Genomic DNA, 18,131 nt, shown 5'->3' on the forward strand with positions numbered 1-18,131 from the left:
TTTTCAATTTTTACCAATCGAAATTATGCCAGGTTTCTCTTCGCTTCTTCAGCGATAAGGTTCAAGGCAGAGCCTGCACGGAACCAGCCTACCTGCTGTTCGTTGTAGGTATGGTTGGCAATCACGGTATCTTTTGTGCCATCGCTGTGGATGAATTCCAAAGTCAGCGGCTTACCAGGTGCGAACTGATTCAGGTCAAGGAAGTTCACGGTATCATCTTCCTGAATTTTATCGTAGTCGTCCTTATTGTCAAAAGTCAGCGCCAGCATACCCTGCTTTTTCAAGTTCGTTTCGTGGATTCTCGCAAAAGATTTTACCAGAACAGCCTTCACGCCAAGGTGTCTCGGCTCCATCGCAGCGTGCTCCCTGGAAGAGCCTTCGCCGTAGTTCTCGTCGCCCACAACGATGGACGGAACGCCGTTTGCCTTGTATTCCCGCTGAACCGCAGGCACTTCGCCGTACTCACCAGTCAGCTGGTTTTTCACTTTATTGGTTTCCATATTGTAGGCATTCACCGCGCCAATCAGCATATTGTTGGAAATATTATCCAGATGCCCGCGGTATTTCAGCCAAGGCCCAGCCATCGAAATATGGTCTGTAGTACATTTCCCGAAAGCTTTAATCAGAACTTTCGCACCGGTAATGTTCTGCCCGTCCCAAGGTTGGAAAGGCTCCAGCAACTGAAGGCGGTCAGAATTCGGATCTACAATTACCTGAACATTCGAGCCATCTTCAGAAGGCGCCTGATAGCCGTTGTCATCCACATCGAAACCTTTCTCAGGAAGTTCGTAGCCGCTCGGCTCGTTTAGTTTCACCTGCTCTCCGGCTTCGTTCGTCAGCGTATCAGTTATCGGGTTAAAATCCAGCCTTCCGGATATTGCCACGGCAGCCACCATTTCTGGCGATGCTACGAAAGCGTGCGTGTTTGGGTTGCCGTCCGCCCTTTTCGCGAAGTTTCTGTTAAAAGAATGGATGATGGAGTTCTTTTCGCCTTTCTCCGCACCTTCCCTGTCCCATTGCCCGATGCACGGACCGCAGGCGTTGGTGAAGATTCTCGCGTTTTCAAATTTGCGGAATGAATTGAGGAAGCCATCTCTTTCTGCGGTGAATTTCACCTGCTCAGAACCAGGGTTGATGCCCAGTATTGCTTTAGGCTTCACGCCTTTTGCCACGGCATCTTCCACGATGGAAGCTGCGCGGGAAAGGTCTTCGTAAGATGAGTTTGTGCAGGAACCAATCAGCGCCCACTCCACATCCAGTGGCCAATCGTTCGCTTCCGCCTTCTCGCGGAATTCTGCAACTGGCGTAGCCAGATCCGGTGTGAACGGCCCGTTCAGGTGCGGTGTCAATTCATCCAGATTAATTTCAATTAATTGGTCAAAGTATTGCTCCGGATTTTCGTAAACCTCAGGGTCACCAGTCAGGTGCTCCGCAATTTGATCGGCAGCATCCACCACATCCTGTCTGCCCGTGGCAGCAAGGTAGCGGCGCATCGCATCATCGTAGCCAAAGGTGGAAGTTGTAGCCCCAATTTCCGCACCCATATTACAGATGGTGCCTTTTCCGGTGGCAGAAAGGGATTTTGCACCCTCGCCAAAATATTCCACGATGCAGCCGGTACCACCTTTTACGGTAAGGATTCCCGAAACTTTCAGGATGACATCCTTTGCTGAGGTCCAGCCATTCATTCTGCCGGTAAGTTTCACGCCGATAAGTTTCGGCATCTTCAGTTCCCACGGCATTCCGGCCATTACATCCACCGCATCAGCACCACCTACACCTATGGCCACCATTCCTAAGCCGCCGGCATTTACCGTGTGAGAATCGGTGCCTATCATCATACCGCCAGGGAATGCATAATTTTCTAAGACCACCTGATGAATGATCCCTGCACCTGGCTTCCAGAAGCCGATGCCGTATTTATCGCATACGGAGCTAAGGAAATTGAAAACCTCCGAGTTTTTGTTGATGCCTTCCTGCAAATCCTGCTCTGCACCTACCCTTGCCTGGATTAGGTGATCGGCGTGCGCTGTGGAAGGTACGGCTACCTTTTTTCGGCCAGCCTGCATAAACTGCAGTAGCGCCATTTGTGCTGTGGCATCCTGCATTGCTACGCGGTCCGGCGCGAAATCCACATAAGAATTTCCACGCTCGAAAGTTTCCGTAGCCTCGCCCTGCCAAAGGTGGGTGTAAAGGATCTTCTCAGCAAGCGTAAGCGGGCGGTTCACAACCTTGCGGGCTGCCTCTATCCTTGCCGGATACCGCTCGTACACCTTCTTAATCATATCAATATCGAAAGTCATAGTAATGATGTTTTTTTATTTACCAAAAATTATCAACAAATATACAAAATATGAACTTTCTCATTCAAAAATTATTACATTTAGATTCTTTATAAATAATGCCTGCCTTAAAGATAGGCACGCCAAAAAAAGCTGTGGAAGATTTCCTAAATTTGCCTCTATAATGAAGCGCTTAATCTTTTTCTTGAGTTTTACCGCCTCCATCTCGCTGAATGCTCAGGCGAAAAAACCCTCTGCCGCGAGTGCTCGGAGCAAAACCTCTGCAGCGAAAACTTCTGCAAAACAGGGAATGCCCACCGCTAAATCCCAGGATTTAGCAAAAATAAACGACAGCGTGCCGGCCCTGCTTCCTTTTAAAGAAAACGGGAAGATGGGCTTTAAAAACCAGTCGGGGAAAATCATTATCCCAAATACCTACTCCAATGTGGGTTTTTTCTATGAAGACTGCACCCTGCTGCACTCCCCGAGGGAGCAGGCAAGGAAGTACGGCAGCGGCGAGTATGCCTCCGTGCGGGATGCGGCAGGGGACTACCGCATCGACAAGAATGGAAAAAAAGTTTATAAATTTAAAGACGAAGACCTCGGCAAATGCCCGGCGGAATTTAAAAAACAAAAGTACCACGCTTATGTAAAAGCGGGGTTCTACGGGCTGATAGAAGACGAAATTTTCAAGGATGAGAGCGACTACCGGCAGTACAGCATCTACCCACAATTCCAATACCTGCATGTGCTGGAAGGCGATGATCTTGAGAACCCGATGATCATAGCCGCGTACAAGGACCGCTTCGGCGTGATAGATAAACACGGCAAAATCATAATCCCGTTTGAGTATGAGGACATTAAGCGGAACTACAGCTGGAAAATCGCGCGGCTATTCGAGGTGACGAAGGATAATAAAAACTACTTTTTCGTGGACGCCAGCAACCGCATCTTGGGAAAGTGATTTTCTTTCAACGATTTTAATACTTTTTTAACAAATATTTTCTAAATTTGCCGCTGAATAAAGGGGTGCTGCAAAGGCGGCTGAGATTACACCCATAGAACCTGGAACGGGTAATGCCGTTTAGGGAAATCGGTTGAATGTAGCATTTTACTGATTTAACATATAACAATTTTCGGGCGGGATTTCTTGCCTGGAAAAATTGGTAAACCGTTATATTTTTTCAAAACGCTGCACTGCGAAGCTCCTTTTATTCAATAATTTTAAAAAATTTATAGAATGAAAGGATTTCTTATTTTGGGACTTTGCGCAAGCCCGGCAGTGTTCTTCGCACAGGCGCAGAAGGAAAGAATCAGCAGCGACAGCATCCGCGAGAAGCAGATACAGGAGGTGCAGCTCATCAGGCGGCTGCCCGTCGCGAAGGAAATCATCAGTGTGGAGCGCGACCTCGCCGTGAAGAACCTTGGGCAGGACCTGCCCATTTTGCTGGGCAACCAGATGTCGGTAGTGACGACCTCCGATGCCGGCAACGGCGTGGGCTACACGGGATTCCGCATCCGCGGGGTGGGCGGCAATGCCATTAATGTGATGATGAACGGCGTGCCGTACAACGACTCCGAATCCCAGGGCACCTTCTTCGTAGATGTTCCGGATCTGATGAGTTCCGCCTCGCAGGTGGTGATCCAGCGCGGCGTGGGCACTTCCAGTAACGGCGTATCGGCATTCGGTGCCAGCGTGAATGTAATTTCCAAAGACCCAGAGGAAGTTTTTTCTGCGAAAATCGACAATTCCTACGGCTCATTTAACACTCAAAAATATGCCGGGGAGATAAACTCCGGCAAACTCCTCGACGGGAAGCTGAGCCTGATGGGGCGCTATACAAAGATAAAGAGCGACGGATACATCGACCGTGCCACATCCAACCTTGATTCTTACAACGGCACCGCACTCTTCGAGGCGGGGGACACCAGGCTGCGCTTTATGGCCTTCGGCGGGAAGGAGATTACCTACCAGGCCTGGAACGGTATAGACCGCGAGACCTGGCTTACTAACCCGAAATTTAACTTCGGCGGGGCAATCTACAACGAGGATTGGTCGGAAATTGTCGGGTTTTATGACAATGAAGTTGATGATTACAAGCAGAACCACTACCAGCTCCTCTGGGGCCAGAAATTCTCTGACCGGTGGAATCTGGAAACCACCCTGCATTATACCAAAGGCAAAGGCTATTTCGAAAATTATATGCAAGGGCAGGAGTTTGCCAATTACGGCCTAGCGGATGTTACTGGGCTGGGCTATGCCGACTTTATCCGGAAAAAATGGCTGAACAATGATTTCTACGGCATCGTATCCACCCTATATGGCAACACGGGGAATTTAGACCTGAACTTCGGCTTGGTGGCCAACCAGTACTACGGCAGGCACTACGGAAATGTTAGCGGCGTGGCGCTTCCGCAGATTTTCGAACACGAATATTACAGGAACCGCTCCGTAAAAAACGAAATCTCCGGTTTTGCCAAGGCTGTGTACGCGTTGGATGATTTCGAGATATTCGGCGACCTGCAGCTGCGCAATATCGACTATGATACGAAGATCCTCCTGGAGCATCCGGAAGATGGGGCAAATATGGATAAAAACTGGACTTTCTTCAACCCGAAAGCCGGCATCAGCTACAGATTCCCTGCGGGCAAGGCCTTCCTTTCCGCTGCGGTGGCGCACCGCGAGCCGAACCGCGAAGATCTCCTCGCCAATCCTGAAACCAAAGCGGAGCGCCTGTACGACTACGAAGCCGGGGTGGAGAAATCTTTCGGGAATTTCTCTTTCACTGCCAACCTGTATTATATGCAGTATACCGACCAGCTGGTGCTGACGGGCGCCATTAACAATGTGGGGGCCTTCATCCGCGAAAATTCCGGGAAAAGCTACAGAACCGGCGTTGAGATTGGTGCGCTGGCAAACATCTCCGATATGCTGAGCCTCTCCGGAAACCTTACCTGGAGCGAGAATAAAAACAAAGACTTTAAAGTGGAAACCGATGCCGGCGCGGTGAATCTCGGGAATACGGACATCTCCTTCTCACCAAAATTCATCGGGAATCTCGGCTTTAGCCTGAAACCTGCGAAAGGACTCTCCTTCGGGATGCAGGGAAAATATGTGGGCAGCCAGTACCTGGACAATACGCAGAACGATGCACTGAAATTGGATGATTTCTTCCTCGCCGATGCCAACGCGCGCTATACTCTGCCGCTCAACAAGGTGGATCTCGACATCAAGCTTTTGGTAAATAATATTTTTGACAAGAAATATGTTTCCAACGGCTATGTTTATGATGCCGCACCTTACTACTACGCCCAGGCGGGAACGAATTTCCTAGCTGGGGTTACCGTAAAATTCACCAACAGAAAATAGCCTGATATTGAGGAGGTTACACTTTTGGTATTCGTTTTGATGGTAGTCATTCGAAACTTTTTATAATGAAAAAATACCTTTATCTGGCTTGCGCTGCCTTGCTGCTGTTGCTTACTTCCTGCTCAGTCAATTCAGAATCTACCTTTTACAAAGATGCCACTACGAGTATGGAGACCAAGATCCTTATGGATCAGGGGATGATTCAGATGCTGAATATGTACAACAGGGGCGATTTATCTGCTCAAACCAAAGGACTGACCCACGACTGGAAAAGCCTTTATGATATTCAGAAAGATAACAGGATTATTCTGAATGGAGACTCTGCAGCGGTGCTGAAAAAAGTTTTCGTAAAGCTGAATAATGAGCAGAACGAGGTGGCAGGCATCTCGCTGAAATATGATAAAATGAGCCAGGACGAGATTAATAAAATGTTTTCCCAAAGCCGCGAGATGAAGAATCTTCCTCTCCAAAATTTTGCCAACTGGGACGGCAGAACGCTTACCATTGATACCGAGAAATTCGATTTGGGGATGCTTGGCATTATGGCGGAGGACAGAGGAAGATTTCCAGGGAAACAGCCAGAGACAAAGCGGGATTCCCTGCAGATGTACGGCAGAAAAATGGCAGAGGGGATGGCAGGAATGATGCGAATGTTTAATGCCGATATCTCTGCCACATTAAAATTTCAAAGGCCGATAAAAGATATTGCAGGAAGACACGATTTTGTTCAGCAAGTGGATAATAAAACCGTGAAGGTAACGCTCCGCACCAACGACCTGCTGAATCCCGAAAAACTGGAAAATAAAGATAAAAAAATCGTAATTACCACAAAATAAAAAAAGCCTGAATTCAGGCTTTTTTCTGTCCTAGGTCCTCTAAACAATCTCCTCAAACCTGCAATATTCCGCGATTTTCGCAGGAATTCTGATGCCGTTTTCCGTCTGGTTATTTTCCAAAAGAGCGGCCATAACTCTCGGCAAAGCCATTGCAGAGCCGTTCAAAGTGTGAACCAGCTGCGTTTTGCCGTCGGCTTTGTAGCGGCATTTCAAACGGTTGGCTTGGAAGGTTTCAAAGTTGGACACGGATGATACCTCCAGCCATTTCTCCTGTGCAGCACTCCAAACTTCGAAATCGTAAGTGAGCGCCGAAGTAAAGCCCATATCTCCTCCGCAAAGCCGAAGAATCCTGAACGGCAATTCCAAATCCTGCAGAATTTCCTTCACATGTTCCACCATTTCATCCAGCGCAGAATAGGAATTTTCCGGCGTCTCGATGCGCACGATTTCCACCTTCTCAAACTGATGTAATCGGTTCAGTCCGCGTACATGAGCACCGTAGCTTCCGGCTTCTCTTCGGTAGCATTGGGAAAACGCCGTGTTCTTTATCGGTAAATCCTTCTCCTCCAGCAAAGTATCGCGGTAAATGTTCGTCACCGGAACTTCCGCCGTAGGAATAAGGTACAGGTTGTCCTCATTCACGAAATACATCTGCCCTTCTTTGTCAGGCAGTTGCCCTGTGCCATAGCCCGAAGCCTCGTTCACCACATGTGGCGGATTGATTTCCAGATAGCCAGCATCGGTATTTTTATCCAGAAAATACTGCACTAGGGCACGCTGAAGCCTTGCCCCTTTGCCAAGGTAAACCGGGAAGCCTGCACCGGCAATTTTCACGCCGAGCTCGAAATCTATCAGGTTATACTTTTTCGCAAGTTCCCAGTGTGGAAGCGCATTTCCGCCCAAGGCATCCGCATTTCCGGACTGGAAAACCACTTCGTTATCCTCTGCAGAAACTCCCGGTTTTACGATCTCTGCCGGAATGTTCGGGATTTGGTAAAGCACCTGCTGAAGCTGCTCTTCCTTCTCCTTCAGCTGGGCCTGTAGGCTCTGGCTCTTCTCCTTAAACTCCGCGGTTTGCGATTTCGCTTTTTCCGCTTCATCTTTTTTTCCTTCCTTCATCAGTGCACCGATTTCCTTGGAAATACGGTTCATTTCTGAAAGATTCTGGTCGAGCTCAAATTGTAGCGCCTTCCGCTCATCATCCAGCTTTATGGCATCCTCCAGCAGATGGATTTCTTTGAAATTCCGCTTCTTCAGGCCTTCTTCCGCCCGAACTTTATTTTCCCGCAAAAAATTAACCTGTAACATATTGGCTTTTCAGCAAATTTAAAATTATTTAATGATTGTGAAAGCATTCGGCTCCGCCCCGGATTTTTTAAAGACGCATTTTCTGTTATAGCTAATGCTCTTCACGCTGAATTTCCGTGGCGTCCATTCATAAAGGACGATCATTGTGTCGCGGGTGATGTCGGTTGCGGAATCTTTCTTCAGTTCCAATAGCATCTCCGATCGGTAGAATTTCTGTTCCGGGTTTAGGGAATCGGTGAGGTTTCTTTTTGCGCCAGCGATGTATTCCGCGAAATATTTCCCGGCATCATCCCGGGCAATTTTGGCATTTCCCAAAGAAACAAGGTCGCGGATGCCGCCAAGGTCTTTCAGATGAACTTCCCGAAAGCCAGGTTTTGCATCTTTGCTAAGCAAATCTTCCCCCTCGGCATTTTGGAAATAAATGTGCACCACCTGATCGATGATCTGCGCATCATCCCCGTCATTTCGGCAGCCTGCCATTGCCAAAAGCGATACGGCAGCAAAGCTCAGAAATTTATTCTTCATTTTGTAAAAATACGGCTTCGTGAGAAATTAATTTTTGAAAAATACAGTGCAAAACCTACCGCGCCAGCCACGAGCAGGGCTATGAGCATTGCCCAAGCCATGCCCAGAATACCTAATGGCGGTACCAGAACCGCCCCCGCGCATACGAGCACAAGCACAGAGAGAACCCCGGTAGCCGTATTTACCCGCACAAAGCCAGAAGCCGCCAGCAGGTAATTGGCCAAAACTTTGATGAGCATACTGATGGCGAAGGCAACAGTAAGCACGCGGAATGCGCCGGCTGTTCCGGTATAGGTTTCCCCAAAGAAAATGCGGATAATTTCTTCATCCCAGATAAAGAGCACGAGGATAAGGACCGCCGACACCGGAAGGAAGAGCTTGTAGAACTGCAGAATGTAGTTCCGCACAAAAGCTCTGTCGGCATGCTTTTTAACAAGTTCGGGATAATCTGCCTGTAGAAAACTTTGCGCAAGGAAGATGATATTGGAAGGTATAAGGATCGCCGTGCGGTACTCCGCCACTGCCTGCTCATTCATCAGGAAACTGATCATCAGGATATCTGCGGAGTAAAGAAGCTCGGAGAGCGCATTGGTAATGCCCGTATGCAGAGAAAAAGACCTCATTTCCCTGATGCTGAACACTTTTGTAGCCTCCATTAAACTGAAATACCTGCCACGCTTCCAGAACAGACTTAGAAATGGGGCGAAGGCGAACGCGATGAGATAGCCGCGGAGCCCGCCCGCATATGCCGCAGCGACCACTATGGCGAACTGCAGAAGCGCATTTGTCAGGGTAAATCTTGCATAGGCAGCATTGCCGCGGCGCACCCTTAGCTCGCACTGTATGTGTGTGAAGACGAACAAACCGAGGAGGCGTACCGCAAACGCTGTGAAGATCGGGATAATGCCCTCGTACCTATCAATGTAAAAAAGCGAGCACAGGAAAAAAAGCACGGATAATATGACCTGAGAAAAAAAGCCCCGACGAAACAAATCTGCGGAGATCCTCCCTTGATCCTCTTCCGACTCAGCGAGCAGCCCGTAGCGCAGCAACGCGTTTGGGTAGCCCAACCCGGCGAAAGGTGCAAAAACCGTAAAAAATGCCGGCGCTATAGACAATAGCCCGAAATCTTCTTTTGTCAAAAAACGGATGAGCAGAACATTGGTGAAAAATGAAGTAAGCTTCGCCACCGCAAAAGCGAGGAATACCCACTGCCCGTTTCCCCTAAGAAAACTCCGCAAGAAATGCCACAGACTTTTCATCCCAAAACTTCTTCATAAATTTCCGAAAACTGCGCCGCGATTTTTTCGGGTGAAAAGGTTTGCCGGGCAAATTCAGCGGTTGCTTTTTCGTTCAGAAAGCTTTTCTGTAAAATTTTGCGCATTGCAGTTTCCAAGGCTTCCGTGGAAATTTCTTCGAGCAAAATTCCCGCATATTCAGGGAAAAATTCCGCAATGCCGCCAACATTTGTGGAAATCACCTGAGTTCCGCAGGAAAAGGCTTCGGCAATTACGCAGGGCTGATTTTCATAATCGCTGAAGAGAATGAAACAATTGGCACCGCCCATTTTAGCAGCAACTACTTCCGAAGTTAAAGTTCCAAAAATTTCAATTTTTTCTGTAAATCCCGAATTTTCTGCGATTTTTTTCAAAGGCGAAACATCACCATCACCACCAATTTGCAGTTTAAATTCATAACCTTCGTCCAAAAGTTTCAGCGCGGTTCTTAAAATTTTATCCGCATTTTTTTGTGGCGAAAGATTGGAAATATGCAGAAATGTAAACGCTGCATTTTTTGGTTTTGGCGTAAAAACTTCCGTATTCACAACATTTGGCACAACTTTCATCGGCGTTTTTATGCCCAATTCCTGAAGGCTTTGCTTCAGATTTTCGGAAACCGGCATTATTTTATTTGCTTGATTTCCAATAAATTGCGACAGTTTCTTCTGGAGAAATGATAACTTAGGATGATTTTCACGCTGCAACGCCGTCCAGTGTTCGGTTACCACAAACGGAATTTTTTCAAACCATTTCAGCCAAACTGCAAAAAGCAAATTGTTGTAAAGTACATTTGCGTGAATCACATCCGGTCTCTTAACTCGCTGAAAACCAATCCTGTATGCCCACATTCTACGGAAGAAATTCACCGGTTTCAGTGAACTTCTGCGGTAATAGACAATCACGGTTTTCACGCCGTTCAATTCTTCCTCCACAATCCGGAAAGCTTTTTTCTGCGAAATGCCCACAGAATGAAGCACTTCCACATTTTCGCGAAGCCCTACCGCTTCAGCGTGCCGCTTCACAAAATTGCCGTTCGTAGGTTCCGCTTCAGAAGGGTACCACGATGAAATGAACAGGATGTTTTTCCGCTTCAAAATCCGAAATCTTATCTTTGCCGGAATTGCCGGGCATTTATGAAAGACAAATTTAATAAACTTGCGGAAGCTGCGAAGATTCTGGTGAAGCAGCCCAGCCTGATTAATCTGATGCTGAACAGCAATGAAAATTTTAAAACTAAATTCCAGGCAAAATATCCGAATATCTCCGCGCTCAATCAATTGACTATCAATTATTTGTGCGATGAAGTTCCGCAAATTCCGGTTTCCACATTTTTTCTTGACGGTGGCTCGATGCTCACAGATTTACGCTTGCTGATGGGCCTGGCTTCGCGCAAAGATGTGAATTCTTATTTCGAAATCGGGACTTGGCGCGGCGAAAGCGTTTTCAATGTGGCGAAAATTCTCGAGGATTGCACCACGATGAATCTTTCGAAAAAGGACATTGTGAGTTTGGGACTGAATGCTGGATATGCCGAGCAACACGGCATTCTGTCGAGAAAGAATCCAGCAATCAAGCACATCGAAGCGAACACGAAAACTTTTGATTTTTCAAAACTTGGCAGAACATTCGACCTGATTTTCATCGATGGCGATCACTCTTATGAAATGGTGAAAAACGACACTCGGAAAGTTTTCGCCAGTCTTGTTCACGAGAAATCCATCGTTGTATGGCACGATTATGCCTACAGCCCGCGGAAAATCCGCTACGAAGTTTTTATGGGAATTCTGGATGCACTGCCGCAGAACCTGCATAAGAAGCTGTATCACATCAAAAATACGATGTGTGCGGTTTACTTTCCATTTGAAATTTCATCAGAAAAGTATAAAGAATTTTCCCTGCCGGAAACTATTTTTGATGTGGAAATTACGGAAAAGGAATTCAGAAATTAACGCAGGTATTGCCCTGCCCAGCTTCTTTCCAGCGGCAAAAGAAAATCTGAGAGAAAGGCTACGAAGGTGTTTTTCGAGAAATCGAACACCTGCACTTCTTTGGAAATCTCGCCGTTTTTCACCACGTTGCGAAAATCTGCCAGCGGCATAGTTTTCACTTCGCCGTTTTCCAAATAGCTGGCCTTCATCCTGTCGAAAAATCCCAGCTGAAATTCGGCGTCCAGTTCGCGCATTACACCGTTCAGCGCATCCATCGAGCAGCCTGATGCAGGCTCCGCATCTTCATCTACCGTGATGATTATGAATTGGTTACGCTCAAATTTGAATGATGAAGAGAGCGGCTTTCCGTGGGCTTTCCAGTTTGAGAGAAAATCGAACAGCCGCTCTGAAACCGCCTTGCTTTCCTTTGCGGTGAAAGGCCGTGTCGCCGGATAAATTATCACCCGGTAATCATTCGTTTCAATAATTTCAGACTCGTTGATTTTCATTTTGCTTTGAAATTATTCTTTCATAAATTCAGTAAAATCCGACCACTGTTCCACACGGAATGCTTTGATATCACGGACAGATTTTGCAAACCAAGTTGTTGATTTTAAAGCTGTTAAAGCGCGTAGTAGATTTGCCATATCTTCATTCGTCGAAAGGTAAACGCTTCCCTGTGTGTTGTAGAAGCCGTATTGGCTTAGGATTCTCCCAATCTCAAAATACGCATTATTGTATGGCTCGCCGAAATGCTCTCTCAGCTTCCCAACCGTCATATCAAAAGCAATGGCAAACATCAGGCAGCAACAAAAAATTTTTCTTCGCCAAAGAAAATTCTGCCGAGCGCATCTTTTATTGCGATAATAATGCCTTTGAAAGGGTTTTTCTGAATATCAATCACAATTCCTTCCACCCATTCATCAAGCCCTGTAAAATCAGGATCCACCTTTGCTTTATCACCAATTTTCATCGCGGATTTTTTACAAAGTTACAAATCTTCCGCTTCAGCCAGAAGTTCTGCGATGTCTTTCACTGCAACCTCCCGCTCTTTATTGAAATGCTTTACGCCATCGGTAATCATCGTATTGCAAAACGGGCACCCTGTGGCGATTACCGCTGGTTTTTCCTGCAGCGCTTCCTCCGTCCGCTCGATGTTGATATCCTTGTTCCCTTTTTCCGGCTCTTTAAACATCTGTGCACCGCCAGCCCCACAGCACAGGCCGTTCTGCCGGCAGCGTTTCATTTCCACAAGCTCTGCATCCAGGCTTCGCAGCAGTTCGCGAGGCGCTTCGTACTCATCATTTGCACGGCCAAGATAGCACGGATCGTGGAAGGTGATTTTTTTTCCTTCAAATTTTCCGCCTTCCACTTTCAGCCTGCCGCTTTCCATTAGCTTTTTCAGGAACTGTGTGTGGTGCAGCACCTCGTATTTTCCGCCAAGGCTCGGATATTCGTTCTTCAAGGTATTAAAGCAGTGCGGGCAGGCAGTTACGATGGTTTTAACTTCGTAAGCGTTCAGCACTTCGATGTTGGTGAGCGCCATCATCTGAAACACAAACTCATTTCCGGCGCGCTTCGCAGGATCACCTGTGCAGGATTCTTCCTGTCCGAGCACGGCAAACTCTACCCCTATTCTGTTTAAAATCTTAGCAAAAGCCCTAGTAATCTTTTTGGCTCGGTCATCAAAACTGCCGGCGCAGCCCACCCAGAAGAGTACTTCGGGAGATTTTCCTTCTGCGGCATATTCTGCCATTGTTTTTATAGCGAAATCCATCTTTCTGAAAAATTAATCATTAGCCCAGTTCAGGCGGTCTGCCTGGTTATACTGCCAGGGCGCGGCATTGTTTTCTATATTGCTCATCATCAGGTTCCATTCCTGCGGTGCGGAACTTTCCTCCATAATCATATACCTGCGAAGATCCATAATGATGGAGAGCGGATCTATCAGGATTGGGCACGCTTGTACGCAGGCATTGCAAGTGGTGCAGGCACGCAGCTCCTCCCGCGTGATGTGGTCGTCAATCAGTTTTTTTCCATCATCCACGAACTTTCCGTTGGCGTTGATATTTCTACCTACTTCCTCCAGCCTGTTGCGGGTATCCATCATTATTTTCCTTGGGGAAAGCTTTTTCCCGGTAAGGTTTGCAGGACAAACGGAGGTACACCGGCCGCACTCCGTGCAGGTATAGGCGTTGAGCAGCTGCACCTGGTTGAGATCGAAGATGTCATTTGCACCAAATTTTTCCGGTACTGCGTTCGGGTCCGGTTCCGGTGCTGCAGCGTACGGGTCAGCATTGGGATCCATCATCAGTTTTATCTCATCAGTTACGGACTGAAGATTGTTCAGCTGTCCCTTTGGCTGAAGTTTTGCAAACCAGGTGTTGGGGAAAGCAAAAAGAATGTGCAGGTGTTTAGACCAGTAGAGATAATTCATAAAAAACATCACACCGAGGAAGTGAAACCACCACGCGAATCTTTCTATAAACATCAAGAAAGTATCACTGAAACTGAAAACCTCGAAAAACGGCGCTATCAAGTTGGAACTGATAGGGAAGGAACCGTGTTTCGGCAGCACGCCCCTCTGCTGCAGGATGCTGTCTGCGGCATTCATACTGAAAAACGCCATCATAAGGGCAAATTCAATGATCAGGATTAAATTGGCATCCTTCATCGGCCATCCTACCATCTCCTTCATATTCAGCCTTTTGATGTGGATGATATTCCTGCGGATAAAAAACACCACCACGGCTATGGTAACCAGCAGCGCCATAATATCCAGCAGCGCCGTAAAGTAGCTATAAAGCGTATCCCCGAAAATGCCAGCTAGGAAGCGGTGTGTACCGAAGATACCGTCAATGAAAATCTCTATCAGCTCCAGATTGATGATTATGAAACCGGAATATACCAGGAAGTGCATAAAGCCTGCGACAGGCCTCGCCCCCATCTTGCTTTGCCCAAAAGCTACCCGGAACATCGTGTTCCAGCGTTCTTTCGGGTGGTCCCTCCTGTCGATGGATTTACCAAGCTTTATATTCCGGTAAATCTCCTTAATGTGCTTATAGAAAAACCCCAGCCCGGCTATTAGGCAGATCGCAAAAAATATATTATCAAGATATTGCATATTGACTCTAATTACTGTTTTTGCCGAATACAGAGAAATTCACATAGCGTTTCGGGTTACGCTTTACATCCAGAATCAGGCTGTCCAGATGGTTGGAAGTTCTGTTAAGATTTTGGTAAAGCTCCTCATCATACGCCAGCTTGCCAAGCGATCCGTTGCCCTGCTGAATATTGGTCACTACATTGTTCAGTTTTTCGGATGTCACGGAGAGCTGGTCTATCGTTCTGTTAAGCTTCTGCACATCGATTTCATCTGCAACGCGGTAATACCTGTCCAGCGCGGTACGGGCGCTCAGGGTGGCGAGGCTCGCATTGTCCAGCACCTGCTGCAGGCGGGGATCATTATTAGTAAAAAGCGTATTCGCCCCGGAGCCCGCGGTCTCAAAGGAAGCCACGGCGCGGTTCATATTTTGAAGCAGTTGCCGGATCTCTTCGCGGTTCCGTGCATCCACCACCTGGTTGGTGCTGATAAGCAAGGAGTCCAGGTTCGCCATCACCACCTGGAATTGGTCTTTCACAGGCTCCAGTTGCGTAGAAAGGTCATTCAGTGCAGACGACTTGATGTGGCCCGCTAGCGTGTCGCCGTCCTTAGCCATGAGGCTGCCCGTCCCGAGGTTAATTCTCATCTCCTTACCGGTCATAAACCCGGGCTCAAATACCTCAACCGTAGAGTTTCGGGCGAATTTAAAATCATCATTTATCCTTAATTTCAGGATGAAGAAGAGCCTGTTTGCCTTGTCTGTTATGGGGGTAATCTCCTCCACCTGCCCTACCTTCATCCCGTTAATAGAAACAGGGCTGGATTGGGAAAGACCTTCCACATTGTCGAATTTTGCGTAGTACACATCATCCGTGCTGAAGATGTGCTTCCCGCTCATAAACCTGTACATAAATACGAAACCGAGGATCGCGAGTACAGCAATAAGCCCGGCTTTTAATTCTTTAGAAAATTTCACAGTTGTGCGCAGTTATTTCAGATGACAAATATAGATAAAATTTCAGAAGAAAAAGATGAAAAAGGCAGGCCTTCCGCCTGCCAGTATTTTATATTAATTCTAAATTACGGCTTACCTCTCCGACCTGTTCCGGATTTCGATCCTGTAGTCCTTTATATCTGCATTCCTCTCCAGGCTGTTGATCAGCGCCAGCCCAAACTCTTGCGCATTCCGGGAGGATAGTGTTTTGGCGATCTCCTTGGCATCCGGGCCGGGCTGCTTATTCACGGTCTCATTCTTCTTCACGAGAAGGTAGACACCCGTCATTCCCTCGACTGGCTTGCTTGTTTTTCCTTTCGCAACGCCGAAGGCCGCACCGGCAACCTTAGGCTCTATGCTGCCGTTCACCATCGGGTTCAGCATATTCACCTGCGCGGTTTGCTTCATTTCTCCGAACATTTTTGCTGCGGCATCCATCGATGGGGTATTTCCAAGTTTTTCGATGATCTTTTTCGCTGCCAGCTCATTTTTCACTATTGGCTCTATCTGGTCGCGCACACTCTCTGCATCTGCGAGCCCGGCGTCCTGCTTACCGTTGAGATAAACGACTATTCTGTCGCCCGTGCCCTCCACCTGGAAAAGCTCTGTATCTCCCTTCTTTCTTTTCTTGTCGTATGCCCAGGCGATGATTTCTTCATCCTTGTCCGTGCCCAGTCCCTGGATGTAACCCGAAAACCTCTTCACAGATTTTGCATTGCTGAACTGCCCTCCCGATTTTTTTGCAAGATTTACAAAATCGTTAAAAGACTTGCCCTGCGCCTGCTGGATGAACCGCTTGGCATCCCTATCTGCGGCGGCTTCAGTTTGCTCACTCGGCTTTATTTCCTTTACCAAATTTGCGATCTGGTAAGTCATCGCGCCTGCTTTTTTGTCTTCTATATTGATGATATGATAGCCAAACTGGCTCTCCACCACGCCGGTAGCTCCTTTGGAATTTTCAAGTAAAAACTTCTGAAACTCCGGCACGAACGGCGTCTGCGGCGTAGTCCAGCCTAGGCTGCCGCCCTGCGCAGCCGAGCCGGGGTCGTTGGAAAGATTAACAAATTCGGAAAACCTCGCCGGGCTAGCCTTTACGATGGCACCGATGGAATCTGCAAGTTTCGCCGCCTCTTCCCGGCTCCGCTTCACGCCCTGCCCCGCGGGGCTGCCGCTGTACGCAATCAGGATATGCCGGGAAAGCGTGGAGTCGCTGGGCTTCTTATCTATCAGCTTGGAAACTACATACAGATTATCCTGCTTGTACGGCCCTACCATAGTCCCGCTGCCGCCGGAGATCATTTGGGCGCGGATGTTTTCCGGCATCTGGTTGGGCATCAGGTAGTTATCGTTAAACTTTACATCCGAGTAGGCATTAAGGTACGCCCTTGCATCCGTGGTATTGGCAAAGTTTTCGGATGTCTCGCCACTGGCAAGCCTGGTGATTTCTTCCAGCGCGGCAGCGTCATCCGCTGCGGAGGGCACCGCCGGGAAGTGTACTGCTGCGAGGTTTCTGCTTGCTTCCGACTTAAATAACGACGGATGTTTTTTAATATAATCCTCCAGATCCTTGTCGGAAACTTTCAGCGGATTTTTCTGCAGGTACTTTTCGTAATCAATTTTCACGAAATCTATATCCGCTACGGCATCGCGCCGGCGCATCATTTCCTCCGCCTCTTTGCTGCTGGTGGTTACGCCCGCCGTTACATTACCGAAAACCTGGCGCGCCATCATGCGATATTCTATCATCCGCCGCATTTTCAGCCAGTCGTTATACGCCTCGGCATTCCCGGAGTTTTTCAGGTCTTCTACTTGTTTCTTTATTTCCTTAATTCTGAAATTCCCCTTTTCATCAAAATTCTCCTGATTTTGCGCAAAGAGCGGATCAAACTGAAGCTGGTTATAGAAAAAATCCTCCGTCAGCTCCAGCCCCATCTTTTCGAACTGCTGGCGGATGAGCTTCCCCTGCACCACCATCTGCCACGCCTGGTCCTCCAACCCCTGAGACGGCTGCCCCTGCTGCTGAGCCTGCGCACGAAGCACATACAGCACATCGTGGTATTCATCGGCGGTGATCTTCTCACCGTTCACCTTGCCCAGCACATTTGGGTTTTTGCCAAAAATATTATCCAGACTACTCGGATTCACCAAAAAAGCCAATAGCCCCAGCGCAATCATCACAATTACGAGCCACGGGCGATTCCTTATTTCTGTTAAAACTGCCATTTTACTCTCTACAAAATTATCGGTCTGCGAAGATAGAAATTTTTGTTAATTTGAGAAGAAAATGCAGCTATAATTGATAAAAGATGATGGGTGTTTTACAGAAAACCTAATCAACAAAACACTGTGGCTCCGTGGTTTAAACTTTAAACACGGCGTCACGGATTTTTTTCTTGAGGGGGGGTGAATAAACACGGAGAACACGGATTTCACTTAACAATTAAAAAAAACTGTGTCTCTGTGTTTTGCTGAAGATTCAATCAACTAAACACTGTGGCTCCGTGG

Annotated in this window: 16 protein-coding genes; 4 read left to right on the forward strand and 12 right to left on the reverse strand. The window is 47.6% G+C overall.

Translation table 11 applies throughout. From position 1 onward, the window contains the following. Positions 1-23: 23 nt before the first annotated feature. Positions 24-2,303, reverse strand: coding sequence for an aconitate hydratase (locus BUB43_RS01855; protein ID WP_073177751.1), 2,280 nt, complete (start codon positions 2,301-2,303; stop codon positions 24-26). 163 nt (positions 2,304-2,466) lie between these two features. Here BUB43_RS01855 and BUB43_RS01860 point away from each other — a divergent pair, with 163 nt between their 5' ends. The 3 genes from BUB43_RS01860 (at position 2,467) to BUB43_RS01870 (ending at position 6,488) form a co-directional block, all read left to right on the forward strand. After that, positions 2,467-3,246 carry a WG repeat-containing protein gene (locus BUB43_RS01860; RefSeq protein ID WP_073177753.1) on the forward strand — a complete coding sequence of 260 codons (780 nt, stop codon included), beginning with the start codon at positions 2,467-2,469 and terminating at the stop codon, positions 3,244-3,246. A 276-nt stretch (positions 3,247-3,522) separates the two neighbouring features. Then, positions 3,523-5,652 (forward strand): TonB-dependent receptor, encoded by a 2,130-nt coding sequence (locus BUB43_RS01865; protein ID WP_073177755.1) that lies wholly within the window; start codon positions 3,523-3,525, stop codon positions 5,650-5,652. Positions 5,653-5,717: 65 nt separating this feature from the next. Then, positions 5,718-6,488, forward strand: a complete 771-nt coding sequence (locus BUB43_RS01870; protein WP_073177757.1) for a hypothetical protein — start codon at positions 5,718-5,720, stop codon at positions 6,486-6,488. A 39-nt stretch (positions 6,489-6,527) separates the two neighbouring features. On the opposite strand, the gene serS is transcribed toward BUB43_RS01870, so the two are convergent. From serS to BUB43_RS01890, 4 genes are read right to left on the reverse strand one after another with little or no spacing between them, the layout of a single operon-like run. Further along, complete coding sequence (gene serS / locus BUB43_RS01875; RefSeq protein ID WP_073177759.1) at positions 6,528-7,796, reverse strand: serine--tRNA ligase; 1,269 nt, start codon at positions 7,794-7,796, stop codon at positions 6,528-6,530. 24 nt (positions 7,797-7,820) lie between these two features. Then, the gene (locus BUB43_RS01880; protein ID WP_073177761.1) at positions 7,821-8,321 is read right to left on the reverse strand and encodes a hypothetical protein; all 501 of its coding nucleotides are present in this window, start codon (positions 8,319-8,321) and stop codon (positions 7,821-7,823) included. Beyond that, on the reverse strand, positions 8,318-9,583 hold the full coding sequence (locus tag BUB43_RS01885; protein ID WP_073177763.1) for an oligosaccharide flippase family protein: 1,266 nt from the start codon (positions 9,581-9,583) through the stop codon (positions 8,318-8,320). Before BUB43_RS01885 ends, BUB43_RS01880 begins: the two co-directional genes overlap by 4 nt. Next, positions 9,580-10,695 (reverse strand): glycosyltransferase, encoded by a 1,116-nt coding sequence (locus BUB43_RS01890; RefSeq protein WP_073177764.1) that lies wholly within the window; start codon positions 10,693-10,695, stop codon positions 9,580-9,582. Before BUB43_RS01890 ends, BUB43_RS01885 begins: the two co-directional genes overlap by 4 nt. A gap of 39 nt (positions 10,696-10,734) precedes the next feature. Between BUB43_RS01890 and BUB43_RS01895 the strand changes: the two genes are divergently transcribed. Continuing rightward, positions 10,735-11,550 (forward strand): class I SAM-dependent methyltransferase, encoded by an 816-nt coding sequence (locus BUB43_RS01895; protein ID WP_073177766.1) that lies wholly within the window; start codon positions 10,735-10,737, stop codon positions 11,548-11,550. Here the strand turns inward: BUB43_RS01895 and BUB43_RS01900 are convergent. The 7 genes from BUB43_RS01900 to BUB43_RS01925 all read right to left on the reverse strand — a co-directional run bounded on the left by BUB43_RS01900 (position 11,547) and on the right by BUB43_RS01925 (position 17,849). Next, positions 11,547-12,038, reverse strand: coding sequence for a hypothetical protein (locus tag BUB43_RS01900; RefSeq protein WP_073177768.1), 492 nt, complete (start codon positions 12,036-12,038; stop codon positions 11,547-11,549). The two genes, BUB43_RS01895 and BUB43_RS01900, sit on opposite strands and share 4 nt — an antisense overlap. Positions 12,039-12,050: 12 nt before the next feature. Then, on the reverse strand, positions 12,051-12,329 hold the full coding sequence (locus tag BUB43_RS01905) for a virulence protein (RefSeq protein ID WP_073177769.1): 279 nt from the start codon (positions 12,327-12,329) through the stop codon (positions 12,051-12,053). Then, entirely contained in the window at positions 12,329-12,502 is a 174-nt protein-coding gene (locus BUB43_RS11340) for a hypothetical protein (RefSeq protein ID WP_185113755.1), read from the reverse strand. The genes BUB43_RS01905 and BUB43_RS11340 overlap by 1 nt, the downstream gene beginning before the upstream one ends. A gap of 18 nt (positions 12,503-12,520) precedes the next feature. Then, complete coding sequence (locus tag BUB43_RS01910; protein ID WP_073177771.1) at positions 12,521-13,306, reverse strand: (Fe-S)-binding protein; 786 nt, start codon at positions 13,304-13,306, stop codon at positions 12,521-12,523. Between the two features lie 12 nt (positions 13,307-13,318). Beyond that, a complete protein-coding gene (locus BUB43_RS01915) occupies positions 13,319-14,653 on the reverse strand; it encodes a 4Fe-4S dicluster domain-containing protein (RefSeq protein ID WP_073177772.1) in 1,335 nt (444 codons plus the stop codon). A 7-nt stretch (positions 14,654-14,660) separates the two neighbouring features. Further along, on the reverse strand, positions 14,661-15,608 hold the full coding sequence (locus BUB43_RS01920; RefSeq protein ID WP_073177774.1) for an MlaD family protein: 948 nt from the start codon (positions 15,606-15,608) through the stop codon (positions 14,661-14,663). 111 nt (positions 15,609-15,719) lie between these two features. Next, positions 15,720-17,849 (reverse strand): peptidylprolyl isomerase, encoded by a 2,130-nt coding sequence (locus BUB43_RS01925; protein ID WP_073177775.1) that lies wholly within the window; start codon positions 17,847-17,849, stop codon positions 15,720-15,722. Positions 17,850-18,131: the final 282 nt, after the last annotated feature.

Source organism: Cruoricaptor ignavus (assembly GCF_900141665.1).
In the GTDB taxonomy this organism is placed as follows: domain Bacteria; phylum Bacteroidota; class Bacteroidia; order Flavobacteriales; family Weeksellaceae; genus Cruoricaptor; species Cruoricaptor ignavus.

Excerpts from the sequence above, each read along its gene's own strand:
- BUB43_RS01855 (WP_073177751.1), bottom strand. The coding sequence starts at position 2,303 with ATGACTTTCGATATTGATATGATTAAGAAGGTGTACGAGCGGTATCCG.
- BUB43_RS01860 (WP_073177753.1), top strand. The coding sequence starts at position 2,467 with ATGAAGCGCTTAATCTTTTTCTTGAGTTTTACCGCCTCCATCTCGCTG.
- BUB43_RS01865 (WP_073177755.1), top strand. The coding sequence starts at position 3,523 with ATGAAAGGATTTCTTATTTTGGGACTTTGCGCAAGCCCGGCAGTGTTC.
- BUB43_RS01870 (WP_073177757.1), top strand. The coding sequence starts at position 5,718 with ATGAAAAAATACCTTTATCTGGCTTGCGCTGCCTTGCTGCTGTTGCTT.
- serS (WP_073177759.1), bottom strand. The coding sequence starts at position 7,796 with ATGTTACAGGTTAATTTTTTGCGGGAAAATAAAGTTCGGGCGGAAGAA.
- BUB43_RS01880 (WP_073177761.1), bottom strand. The coding sequence starts at position 8,321 with ATGAAGAATAAATTTCTGAGCTTTGCTGCCGTATCGCTTTTGGCAATG.
- BUB43_RS01885 (WP_073177763.1), bottom strand. The coding sequence starts at position 9,583 with ATGAAAAGTCTGTGGCATTTCTTGCGGAGTTTTCTTAGGGGAAACGGG.
- BUB43_RS01895 (WP_073177766.1), top strand. The coding sequence starts at position 10,735 with ATGAAAGACAAATTTAATAAACTTGCGGAAGCTGCGAAGATTCTGGTG.
- BUB43_RS01900 (WP_073177768.1), bottom strand. The coding sequence starts at position 12,038 with ATGAAAATCAACGAGTCTGAAATTATTGAAACGAATGATTACCGGGTG.
- BUB43_RS01905 (WP_073177769.1), bottom strand. The coding sequence starts at position 12,329 with ATGTTTGCCATTGCTTTTGATATGACGGTTGGGAAGCTGAGAGAGCAT.
- BUB43_RS11340 (WP_185113755.1), bottom strand. The coding sequence starts at position 12,502 with ATGAAAATTGGTGATAAAGCAAAGGTGGATCCTGATTTTACAGGGCTT.
- BUB43_RS01910 (WP_073177771.1), bottom strand. The coding sequence starts at position 13,306 with ATGGATTTCGCTATAAAAACAATGGCAGAATATGCCGCAGAAGGAAAA.
- BUB43_RS01915 (WP_073177772.1), bottom strand. The coding sequence starts at position 14,653 with ATGCAATATCTTGATAATATATTTTTTGCGATCTGCCTAATAGCCGGG.
- BUB43_RS01925 (WP_073177775.1), bottom strand. The coding sequence starts at position 17,849 with ATGGCAGTTTTAACAGAAATAAGGAATCGCCCGTGGCTCGTAATTGTG.